10 protein-coding genes are annotated in these 12,000 nt (G+C 34.2%); 4 read left to right on the plus strand and 6 right to left on the minus strand.

The window, feature by feature from the left end; translation table 11 throughout:
- Positions 1-490: 490 nt before the first annotated feature.
- The 4 genes from CLV90_RS13665 to CLV90_RS13680 form a co-directional block, all read right to left on the minus strand.
- Complete coding sequence (locus CLV90_RS13665) at positions 491-2,800, minus strand: DNA topoisomerase 3 (RefSeq protein ID WP_133688072.1); 2,310 nt, start codon at positions 2,798-2,800, stop codon at positions 491-493.
- 303 nt (positions 2,801-3,103) lie between these two features.
- Complete coding sequence (locus tag CLV90_RS13670; protein ID WP_133688073.1) at positions 3,104-3,544, minus strand: DsrE family protein; 441 nt, start codon at positions 3,542-3,544, stop codon at positions 3,104-3,106.
- Between the two features lie 135 nt (positions 3,545-3,679).
- A complete protein-coding gene (locus CLV90_RS13675) occupies positions 3,680-4,117 on the minus strand; it encodes a response regulator (RefSeq protein WP_133688074.1) in 438 nt (145 codons plus the stop codon).
- 585 nt (positions 4,118-4,702) lie between these two features.
- The gene (locus CLV90_RS13680; RefSeq protein WP_133688075.1) at positions 4,703-5,152 is read right to left on the minus strand and encodes a BLUF domain-containing protein; all 450 of its coding nucleotides are present in this window, start codon (positions 5,150-5,152) and stop codon (positions 4,703-4,705) included.
- Between the two features lie 227 nt (positions 5,153-5,379).
- Between CLV90_RS13680 and CLV90_RS13685 the strand changes: the two genes are divergently transcribed.
- Entirely contained in the window at positions 5,380-5,802 is a 423-nt protein-coding gene (locus tag CLV90_RS13685; RefSeq protein ID WP_133688076.1) for a hypothetical protein, read from the plus strand.
- Between the two features lie 113 nt (positions 5,803-5,915).
- On the plus strand, positions 5,916-6,425 hold the full coding sequence (locus CLV90_RS13690; protein WP_133688077.1) for a peroxiredoxin-like family protein: 510 nt from the start codon (positions 5,916-5,918) through the stop codon (positions 6,423-6,425).
- 88 nt (positions 6,426-6,513) lie between these two features.
- Here the strand turns inward: CLV90_RS13690 and CLV90_RS13695 are convergent, their stop codons facing one another.
- Both CLV90_RS13695 and CLV90_RS13700 read right to left on the minus strand, forming a co-directional pair.
- On the minus strand, positions 6,514-7,230 hold the full coding sequence (locus CLV90_RS13695; protein ID WP_133688078.1) for a ribonuclease activity regulator RraA: 717 nt from the start codon (positions 7,228-7,230) through the stop codon (positions 6,514-6,516).
- Between the two features lie 23 nt (positions 7,231-7,253).
- Entirely contained in the window at positions 7,254-8,222 is a 969-nt protein-coding gene (locus tag CLV90_RS13700) for a sugar phosphate isomerase/epimerase family protein (RefSeq protein WP_133688079.1), read from the minus strand.
- 166 nt (positions 8,223-8,388) lie between these two features.
- Here CLV90_RS13700 and CLV90_RS13705 point away from each other — a divergent pair, with 166 nt between their 5' ends.
- Both CLV90_RS13705 and CLV90_RS13710 read left to right on the plus strand, forming a co-directional pair.
- On the plus strand, positions 8,389-10,707 hold the full coding sequence (locus CLV90_RS13705) for a chondroitinase-B domain-containing protein (protein ID WP_133688080.1): 2,319 nt from the start codon (positions 8,389-8,391) through the stop codon (positions 10,705-10,707).
- A gap of 26 nt (positions 10,708-10,733) precedes the next feature.
- On the plus strand, positions 10,734-11,786 hold the full coding sequence (locus tag CLV90_RS13710) for a polysaccharide lyase family 7 protein (protein WP_133688081.1): 1,053 nt from the start codon (positions 10,734-10,736) through the stop codon (positions 11,784-11,786).
- The last annotated feature ends 214 nt before the right edge of the window (positions 11,787-12,000 follow it).

The raw sequence follows: 12,000 nt of genomic DNA on the forward strand, positions 1-12,000 counted from the left end.
AATACTAGGGCTAAAAAAAGAATATCGAAAAAGATATTTTACTAATTAATGTATTTTTTTCGAAATAATAATTGAATATTTCCTGAAATCATATCTTTTAAACAGCTTAGTTCTTTATCACATTTTTAAGATTGTGTGAGAATTTTAAAAACCCAATTTTATTTTCGTACATAAGTATAAGGTCCGTGCTTTAAGACGTTCTAAGGGGCTATAAGAAGTATTGTAAATCCTGAATATTATACAGAACTCAAATTCTTTTACAATCTCTTTAAGTATGTATTATATTTATAATATACATACCAAATAGGCTACCGCATATGGTGAGAAGCGATTTTCGGAAAAACGAAAAACACAAATTAGAAATAATCAATTAGTTAATTATTTAACACAGGAATTTTCTTTAACCTATATCCCGAAGGTCCCTGTTCGGGTCCAGTTCCCACTACCAAAAAGATTAAGACTTTCAGGAAACTGAGAGGCTTTTTAATTTTTACACCCCTCTAAATATTTTAAAAACCAACTCTTTGGTCAATGGTTGTCCTTTTGCTTTTTTACGAATTTCATCGAAACTAAAACGAAAGTCGCATCCTGCTTTGTATTCGCTGCAACCATAAGCCGATTTTCCTTTTAAAATAATTCCCTTTTTGCATTTAGGACAACTATTTTCTTCGGATGTGGGCTTTACTTGAACCTTACCTTTTTTAGGTTCTAACTTCAGCTTAAAACCATCATCAAATCTCAATAAGCCTTCGACCGAAATATTATTGACTTTAAAGCCTTTTAAGTTTACGGTAGACCCTTTTTGAAACAACCTAATAAATTGCTTTTCTGAAATGGTTTTGCTTTTGAATATAAACGGAACTACAAAATCGCAAGTCTTATTAAACTCAGAACAGCCATAAGCTGATTTCCCCTTTCGAATAGTGCCTTTTTTACATTTAGGACAAACTTCCGATGTAATACCTATGGCCTTTACAACTACTTTTTTCTTAGCCGCTTCTGCTGGCTTATTATTTACAGCTGAGATATTTGCCTTTCTAGTTTCACTTCGCACATCATAAACCAATTGGTCTACCATTTGCTTCATCTGTTTAATAAAACTACCTGCGCTAAATGTACCTTTTTCTATATCCTTTAATTGCTTTTCCCATTTACCGGTTAGCTCGGCAGATTTGAGCATTTCATTTTGAATGGTATCTATCAACTGAATACCTGTAACTGTTGGTATCACTTGCTTTTTATTTCGCTTTATATATTTTCTACGAAATAATGTTTCGATGATATTAGCCCGTGTTGAAGGTCTACCAATACCGTTTTCTTTCATTAACTCACGAAGTTCATCATCATCTACCTTTTTACCTGCCGTTTCCATCGCACGTAAAAGCGAAGCTTCTGTATACTGCTTAGGTGGCTTTGTTTGTTTTTCTAGAAATGAAGGTTCGTGCGGTCCTTTTTCGCCTTTCTTAAAAGTTGGCAATATTCCCGATTCTTTACTTTTTTGGTTACTGAGCGTAGTCGAAGTATCAAAAACAGCACGCCACCCTTTTTCTAAAATCTCTTTTCCTGTGGTTTTAAACTTTACTGTTTCAGCTTTACCGATAACTGTTGTATTAGAAACTTTACAATCTGGATAGAACACCGCAATGAAACGACGGACAATGATATCATAAACTTGCTGCTGGTTGTATTGCAAGTTCATTTGTTGACCTGTAGGAATAATGGCATGGTGATCTGTCACCTTACTATCATCAAAAACCTTTTTAGTTTTCTTTAATTTCTTACCATCTAGAGGTTTGGTAAGCGTATCGTACTTCGTCAGGTTCTTAAGTATACCTGGTACTTTAGGGTAAACATCACTAGGTAAAAATGTGGTATCTACTCTTGGGTAGGTTACTACCTTTTGCTCATATAATTTCTGAACGATTTTTAACGTCTCGTCTGCACTAAATCCGAATTTAGTGTTACAATAGACTTGTAATCCTGTTAAGTCGAAAAGTTTTGGCGCATATTCATTGCCTGCTTTTTTGGTAGTGGAAACAATTTCAAAATCGTGCTCTTTTACAATATTGGCGAGTTTCTCGCCATCTTCTACTTTTAGAAAACGACCTTCTTCATAACTGAATAGGGTTTCACGATATAATGTTTGAAGCTCCCAATAGGGTTGTGGCTTGAAATTCTCTATCTCTTTAAACCGATCTACTAACATTGCCAAGGTAGGTGTTTGCACACGACCCACAGACAATACTTGTTTGTAGCCACCATGTTTTAAAGTGTATAAACGAGTTGCGTTCATACCCAAAAGCCAATCGCCTATAGCACGAGAGAAGCCTGCGTAATATAAATTATCGTAGTCTGTAGATGGTTTTAAGTTATTGAAACCTTCTTTTATAGCTTCGGTGGTCAATGACGAAATCCAAAGTCGCTCAACCTTGCCTTTATAGTTTGCTTGATTTAATACCCAGCGTTGTATTAATTCCCCTTCTTGCCCGGCATCACCACAATTTATAACAACTTCTGCTTTATCAAATAATTGTCTTATGATTTTAAACTGTTTTTGAATACCAGCATCTTTAGTCACTTTGGTTTCAAAATGTTCAGGTAACATTGGTAGGTTATTTAAATCCCAACTTTTCCAATGAGGTTTATAATCGTTTGGCTCTTTGAGCGTGCAAAGATGCCCGAAAGTATAGGTTACTGCATAGCCATTGCCTTCGTAATAGCCATCATGTTTGGAATTCGCTCCAAGAACGGAAGCGATTTCTCGAGCTACAGATGGTTTTTCCGCAATACAGACTTTCATTTTATGTGTTGAAAATTAAAGATTTAAGCATGGGTTTTCGTTTTCACGAAAACCATATCATTATCTAGACCGTAGTGGTTATTATCAACTAAAACACACCTTAGATATAACATTATAATTAGACAAATATAGAAATTGTTTATAGAAGCGAATAGAATATAAAATGCCGCTAAAACTTTGTTTTAGCGGCATTTTACTATCAATAATTTTGCTAAAGGTAAAATCGAAGCTAATCCCTAAGCCTACACATCGATAACAAATTTAGAGAGTAGCTATTGATTAGTATATATCTTTATCTATTTCTTAGTAGGTCAACGTATTATAACCATTTGCTTGTAATTGTAACATTCGTACCGAGGCGGTTGGGGTAACATTGAGACCATCAAAAAGAGATTCTTCTGATACACCAAGTTTTTCCATAGCAACACTGCATACGCTTACTTTTACCTTGCCCTTATATTTTTTAAAAAACTCTTCAAGTTCAGAATTTTTGGTCAATAACTTTACCACTTTGCCTTTTACAACAATTTCGTATTCCTCAACTTCTACTCCGTTTGCTATCAGAAGGTCGTACATACTTAATACGCCTTTAAAATGTCTTTCTGTGGTAAGTATAAAACCATATTTAGGCGTTTGCTGTAAATCTGCAACAGCTTGTTGATCTAATTTTTTTTGACCTTGTACTACTGTAACACTTGTAGCCATGAACATGACGCCTAAAGCAATTCGAAAAAAAGTTTTCATAATAATTATTTTGATAGCTATATTGATGAATTAAAAATACAGAATTTAATTTCCAACAGTTATTTAAAGAGCAATAAAAAAATGATTCTTTATCCCCACTCTTACCTCATTATCAAATAATTATTATTTTAAAAATTATATAAGTACAACAAATTCATCTCTTAATGCCACCTTTTTATTCTTTATCGGTACCTGTTCTAAAGATTTCAGCAATATTTTTTTTAGCTCTTTTAAGGAAGAAGATTTTTTCAAGAATTGATTGGCACCATCTTCCTTTAATTGATTCACTTCTCTATCTCTATATATGGAAGAATAGGCGATAATATATATGTTATTAAATTTTTTGAAATTTCTAATGTCGATAAGGCACTCAAAACCATCCATAATAGGCATGTATAAATCTAAGAATATTACATTTGGCAATATATCATCAGAAAATAATCTATCCATTAAATCGACTCCGTTATTAAATTGAGATACTTCTGTTTTTATAGAAATATCATTCAATGCCTCCATAAAAAAATCACGATCATCTAAATCGTCATCCGCAATATATATATTTAGTTTTTCCATAATTTCTATATAAGAACAGTATGTCCTCCAAAATTAAGAGGAAATCGCATATAAAATTCTACCAATAAAATTGAATAATAACTCAATAGCATAATTACCATCTAAAAAAATAATTTTTTTGTAGTAAAATACTTACTTTTAATATTTTACGTTATAAAACAAATGCTCCCCCATCTAGTTTATAAAAAAAATTATGGCATTTAAAAATAGTAATGAACTTTCTTTGTTTCTGCAGCAATATCAGCTCGACTATTACACCAAGGGCAATGCATTAAAAGTGCACTCAATACTTACTAATGTAATGCCAACAATCCAATTTAAAAATGATAAGTTTGCTGTAGAGTTTAACAAGAGATGCGAAGATTTAAAAAATGTCGAAGACCTAACTAACATACATGACTATTCCGAGAAATTTGCCGAAAATCTACTGAAGATAATTCTAATGGTAAATAGTTCTACATTGTCAACAGAAATCGAATAATCCGGCTTATTTAATCACCTAGAAAACAAAAATAATTAAGAAGCTCAATTGTCCTATATCAATGTTTGAAATATGCCAAAGATTGCGATTAAGAAATAGGTATATTACCGTTCTTTGTTGAAATTCTCATGCCCTATTTTATTCAATAACAGCTTAGCCGCCAACCAAAATCGTTTTGAAGTAGGATTTGGTACAACGGACATATTAGGAATTTCGAATTCAGGATTAACCATTAGTTTTATATACTGAAAAGCTTCATTCGGAAGGTTATTTGATAGATAGGCCATATTCCAAGTATCAAATTCTCTAGTATAAATACTGCCTTTAGAAAGTAAAATAACTTCATAGTGACGAGCGTCTACCCTAATTTTTTCAAAGAGAGTCGAAACAACATATACATTGCCTTCTAAATATTGAATAAAAAATCCGTCATGATAGATCAAACATCCCGTTATATCATGCTTACCATTGAAGTTTCTAGACTCCACTAAAATTTCATCAATTTGTGCCGGTGAAAGGGAATTTGCTACAGATTTATATACAAGATTGAACATATATTGCTTTGAATAATGAACTGTCAAATAAAATAGAAGATACCAACTTTCAATGAATAACAGGTATTAAAAGGTATTCTTTTCTTACAAAACCTAACCGGCATATCAATAATACATTTGATAAAATTCATAAATATCATCAGTTGCGTTAATTATAAATTTGATTGCGACTATTAACCCGTGTTTTAAGATATAATTTCACCGAAGAATCTATAAATAAACACGTTATGAAAATTAAATTAGTATCGATGTTAGCATTATCAATAGTATTAACATCATGCTCAAGCACTAAAAAAACAGGTGCAAAAAATTCGAAAGATAGTATGGCTGCTCAAGAAACCAATAATACTTCTTCAACAACTGCGGCTATGGATAATAGAAGCACTACCCTAAACAATAATACATCGACAGCAGTAAAAACATTAAAATCTAAAAATGAATACGCATCAATGTTTTCATCATTAGAAATGACCGATGAGCAAATACGCAAATTTAGCGTCGCAATGGACCAGTTTAAAAGCAAACAGGCTAATATGGCAAGTGGCGAAATGTTAGGTAGCGTTGAAAGTGAGCGTACACGACAATTAGAAAGTATTCTATCTAGCTCGCAATTGTCCAAATATGAAAAGTGGTTAGTAGATAATCAATAAAATAGCTGTTTATCATAATTATGTATTGCATTAATTCTAAAAGGTATGCAACAAAGCTTTTGAAACAGCTTATTCTACCTTTATGAAATACTAATTATAAAAATGATATTACCATGATAAAACCCACAACAGAAGTACCTGATTTAAAAATACCTCTAATTAACGATACACAGTGGAGCTTGTATGATCAAGCCAGTACATCTTTTACTATGATTGTTTTTTATAGGGGATTACATTGCCCAGTTTGTAAAAACTATTTGGAAGATTTAGCAACAAAACTGAAAGATTTTAGCGACAGAGGTGTTCACCTAATCGCTATTAGTAGTGATAGTGAAGAACGAGCTAAGAAAGCTGGTAAAGAATGGAATATTCCAGAATTGCCTGTTGGTTATAATTTACCTATTGAGACTGCTAGAGAATGGGGATTATATGTTTCTAAAAAAACATCGGACAAAGAACCTGATGAATTTTCAGAACCAGGATTATTTTTAATTCGCCCTGACAATACGTTATATGCAAGTGCCATTCAAACAATGCCATTTGCTAGACCAAATTGGGACGATATTTTAAATGCAATCGACTATGTTAACAAAAATGATTACCCTGCAAGGGGTGGTGAGTAGAATAAATTTCTAGAACACTTTATAAAAAAGGTGATTAGTGCTCTCATAGCGCTAATCACCTTTTTTATTATTTACTTATTTGAGTCAATTACAATTTAGCTGACTTCCATTTTTCAAATTTTAGTTTAGCCTCATCACTTACCATTGGGTACAACCCTATAACAGGTTCTCCTCCTTCTACCATTTCCAAAACAAAATCTTCATATAAGGTCATCTGAATACATTCATCTGCAACCTCATCGGCAAGATGTGCCGGTATTACCATTACTCCGTCATCATCTCCTAATATAATATCACCAGGAAAAACTGCTACATCGCCACAACCAATAGGATCATTTATAGCTATAGCTTGGTGCAATGTTAAATTGGTAGGTGCCGTAGGTCTATTATGATAGGACGAAAAATCTAAATCGGCAATTTCGGCGGAGTCTCTAAATCCGCCATCAGTAACAATACCTTCTGCTTTTCTAACCATTAATCGTGTTACTAAAATAGACCCTGCAGATGCTGCTCTGGCATTTTGCCTACTATCGATTACCATAACACTACCTTCTGGACATTCTTCTACCGCTACTCTTTGTAAATGCTTAGGATCTCTAAAAACCGTAATAGGATTCAGATCTTCTCGTGCAGGTATGTAACGTAAGGTATACGCCTCGCCCACCATTGTCGGTCGACCTAATTTTAATGGTTTTACGTGTTGTATAAACTGATTTTTTAATCCTTTTTTAAATAAACAGGTTGCAACGGTTGCCGTACTAACCTTTCTTAATTTATCTTTTGTTGCTTTAGCTATTTTGGTCATTCTTTTTGATCTGAAAATTTATATTATTCCGCTTTTTTCCATGCTTCCTTGATAAAGGTTAAATCCTTTTTCATCTTAGCGAACACTTCTTTTTTATCTATTGTGATATTCGATGCACCGTGCTCGGCTCCACCGAGATCATATTCTAAATGTAATGATATGGGCACGTTTATCTTATACTTTTTGAGTAAAGAAAAGTATCGATTAAAATCTACCATACCTTCCCCTAAAGGCGTATTAATAGGCTCCCAGACTCCATCTTTCTTTCCCCATTTAAAATCTTTAATAACTATAGATTTAATATACGACTGTATGCGTCGCAAATCTAGCTCCCAACTTTTACCGCCTTCTACTACCGCATGCCTTATATCGTACTGACATCCTAAAAACTCATTGTTCGTTTTTGAAAAAATCGTAGGCAGATCCCAAATCGGTGCCCCTACATGATTACCCGCATGATTTTGATAGCACCCAATTAATCCTAATTCTTTATTTAGAATTTCTAAATTTTTAGCCTGTGTGGCATATGTTGCCAGACTTTCTTCTATTGATTTTTCTTCGGGATAGCTTAACCAACCTGTTCTATAATATTCAAACCCTAACGTACTAGCTGTCTTTAAAACTTTTTGCTGACCGATATCTGTAATGTCCCAAACATTGGTGGTCATCATCTTGGACTTCAATCCATATTTTTTAATGGCTTCTACTGCCTTCGGTAAATCTTCATTTACCCTTTCTGGCAATACATGCCCTTTTGGGCGAACCGTTAAATCTAAGCCATCGAATCCAATTTCTGCAACTGCTGCTGACATCTCATTGTAATCAAGAAATTGTAAATGTTTAGAGAATAAGTGTACTTCAATAGCATCATCTACAGCGAATATTGGTTTTAGCAAATCACTATCTAACTGCACCAAAGGCATGCCTGCCAATGCCATAGCTGATTTTTTTGTGAAATTTCTTCTAGAAATACCTTTTTTATCTTCTCTCATTTTTAATATCTCTTTTGTATTTTATCAATAGGTTTTGTGTTAATTAGTTGCCATTCTTACAAATATATGTATTTTTGGTCAACCAAACTGGTTAACCAGTTTATTGTGATTGTAGCACATATCTAAAGCCTACATTTAGTTTCAAACCAGATTAATAACATAGATAATGAAAAAGTATTTTCTACTAATAGCTTCCGTTTTTCTACTAATCTCTTGTGATGAAAAAGCAACCATAAATGCTATTACCGTAAACGATATTTCAGAATTGAACACAGCAATATCTGAAGCAAAACCTGGCGACGATATTGTTATGACCAATGGAGATTGGAAAGATGTAAATATTAAATTTGTTGCCTACGGAAACGAGCAAAACCCTATTACCTTACGTGCAGAAACGCCTGGTGAAGTTCGAATTACCGGTACTTCTGATTTAAAACTTGCGGGTGAATATTTGAATGTAAATGGTTTAACCTTTACTGACGGTTCATCACCTTCTTCAGCTGTTATCGATTTCGGAATTAGTGAAGACTCGGTTGCTAATCATTGTAAGATTACCCATTCTGCTATTATAGATTTTAACAAGGCACAGCGAAACCAAACAGATTTATGGGTCTTATTTAAAGGTCGACACAATGAGCTTGACCATTGCTACATTGCCGGTAAATCTAATAGAGGACCAACTGTTAGAGTTGATTTGGCAGGTAATAACAGCATAAAGAACTACCATAAAATTACTAATAACTATTTCGGACCACGACCACCTAAAGGCGGACCAAGTGCCGAAACCATTCAACTTGGCAATAGCTTTACCTCTATGGCGCCAAGTTATACCTTGGTTGAAAATAACTTTTTTGATCACTGTAATGGTGAAGTAGAAATTATTTCTAGTAAGACCAATTTCAATGAGTTTAGAAATAATGTGTTTTACAAAAGCGAAGGTTCTCTTGTTACAAGACATGGTAACTACTGCATTATTGATGGTAATGTTTTTATAGGGGATGAAAATTCTGAACAAATAGGCGGAATTCGATTAATAGGAACGGGACACTGGGTAACCAATAATTATTTCTACAATTTAAACGGACAAACATTTAGGAGTCCGCTTGCTATAATGAACGGAATTCCGAAATCCCCATTGAATAGATATTTACAGGTTACCGATGTTGTTGTTGCGAACAATTCTTGGGTTAATTGTGTGTCGCCTTGGCAATTTGGTGTAGGATCTAACATTGACCAAAAAGATATTTTGCCTAAATCTGAGATACGATCTGCCACCCCAATACGAACTATTGTAGCTAATAACCTTATTTACAATGATAAAGGCGACAAGCAACCTATCGTTGAACATGATTCTATCGATGGTATTAGATTTAAAAGTAATGTCATCAATAACCAAGGATTGATGTTCAAAGCTGTTGACGGACTTACACAAAAAGATTTTGGTACCACTGTAGCCGACGGCGATATTTTAATGCCAGATAATTCACTAGCTGAGTTTGAACTTTATAACGGATTTGAATTTGACCAGATTACAGTCGATTTGTTCGGTAACTCTAGAGCTGACAAAAAATTGGTTGGTGCTGTAATAGGCAAGCCAGTGAATAAAAAAAATATGATGGATATATCTCAATATGGTCCTGACTGGTATACTAGCAAAACTTCTAAGAGCACAGAAAACAAAACGCATTCCGCTAGTACAAGTGACGAACTTATTAGTGCAATTTCAACTGCAATAAGTGGAGATACTATTGTATTGTCTGCTGAGCGTTACGATCTAAGTTCGCCATTAAAAATTGATAAGACCATTACGATACTAGCTGCTAAATCTGACGCTAAGTCAATTGTTGAATATAAGGGAGCATCTGAAACTCCGGCATTCGAAATGAATGGAAAAGGACAACTCACACTTAAGAACATTAAACTTATCGGGAATAAAGAACAGTATGGCTTTGCCAGTTTAAAAAATAACATGTCTAGCCTTTACAACCTTACAGTTGTTGACTGTGAAATATCGAATTTCGATTATGTTTTAAAAGCTTACAAACTTTCGTTCTCCGAGTATATAACTTTTAAATCTACACAAATTAAAAATTGTGCAAATGGTTTAGAACTATCTGAAGAAACAGACGACAAAGGCGAATACAATGCTGAGAATATTACAATTGATAACTGTCTGTTTGACGGGGTTGCAAGTAACGTGATCGACTATTATAGAGGCGGCTACGACGAATCTACCGTTGGCGGTAATTTAATAGTAACCAATAGCACATTTACAAATTGTGGGTCGAAAGCTGAAGAAGGGCTACTTCTTAACACCTATGGCATTATCAATGTAAACCTGGCAAACAATAAGTTCATTAACAACCCTATAAAATTAGTTGCCCGTCTATGGGCTGCTAAAAACAACAGGTATTCAGATAACGAAATCAAAAACTCAGGCAAGATACTAGTTGAAGAAAATTTACCTCTTAAACTAATGTATTAATTATCCCATCAGCAATAACAATCACCATGAAAAAATCGATAGTTACCATCATTGCAGTAATAGCGCTATTTGCCTGCAAAGACAATTCAAAAAAAGCTTCAGAAACAAATGAAGAAGCAACAACCGAAATTGAAACTGCAGCAAAATACCCCAGCGATGTTATTCCGTTTATGGATGAATGGAAAATTCTATTAGGTGATGGCACCTACGAGGACAATCTTAAAGATTACGCCAAAGATGATTTCTTTTATGTTGCGAATGACGGAAAAACGGATTGGGTAGTTTACAAAACACCTAACAGTGGAATTACCTCAAGAACCTCTAGTAACACCAGAACGGAGTTAGGTCAAAAAGCACATTGGATACCTGAAACTGGTGGAAAACTGACCGGGACTTTAAAAGTACAACACGTATCAACTTCTGGCGATGCAAGAGTTGCCGCTTCTTATGCTGTTGTCGTAGGACAAATACATAGTGATGAGGGACACGAGAATGAACCGATAAAAATATTCTACAAGAAATTTCCGGGGCATACAAAAGGCTCTGTTTTCTGGAATTACGAAATCAACACAGCAGGTGATAATTCAAAAAGATGGGATTACTCTTCGGCTATTTGGGGCAATGATATGTCGGTTGTTGGAACAGACGCAACAACCCCTCCTGCAGAACCAGAAAATGGTATCGAATTAGGTGAAGAGTTTAGCTATGAAATAAATGTTTACAAAGGTATTATGTACCTAACTTTTACAAGTGACGGACATGAAAAAGTAAAATTCACTAAAAACCTATTGACGTCTGAATTCACTAAAACCTTACCAGAACAGATTAAAACATTATATGCCTCTATCGGTCGCGATGGTCTAGAACGTGAGAATGCCTACGCTGGTGAAATTCAGTATTTCAAACAAGGCGCATACAACCAAACGAATGGTAAATCTCCTGAGGATAATATTGTATGGAGTACAGGTGCCGACACCTATGATGGCGATATTGCAAAGCAATATGCAAATGGTGATTATACAGAAGTGTGGTTTAAAGAAGCAACCGTAGGTGCTGGTACTGAACCGAGTGAAGAATAACATTCAGTTTTCTTATCGGGTTGTTATTTGAAGTTTATTTAGAACATAAACAAATCACTTTTTACGGCATTAAATAGACATCTAAACACTGAAAGATTTACAAGTAATGGAATTTATCGAATTGATGATTTACTAAGTAAATACTTATCAATCCGTAATTAAAACACCCCTTTTTATGTTAATAGTTTGGTAGTCTTACAAATATCCTTATTTT

It is taken from the genome of Maribacter spongiicola, assembly GCF_004364165.1.
In the GTDB taxonomy this organism is placed as follows: Bacteria; Bacteroidota; Bacteroidia; order Flavobacteriales; family Flavobacteriaceae; genus Maribacter; species Maribacter spongiicola.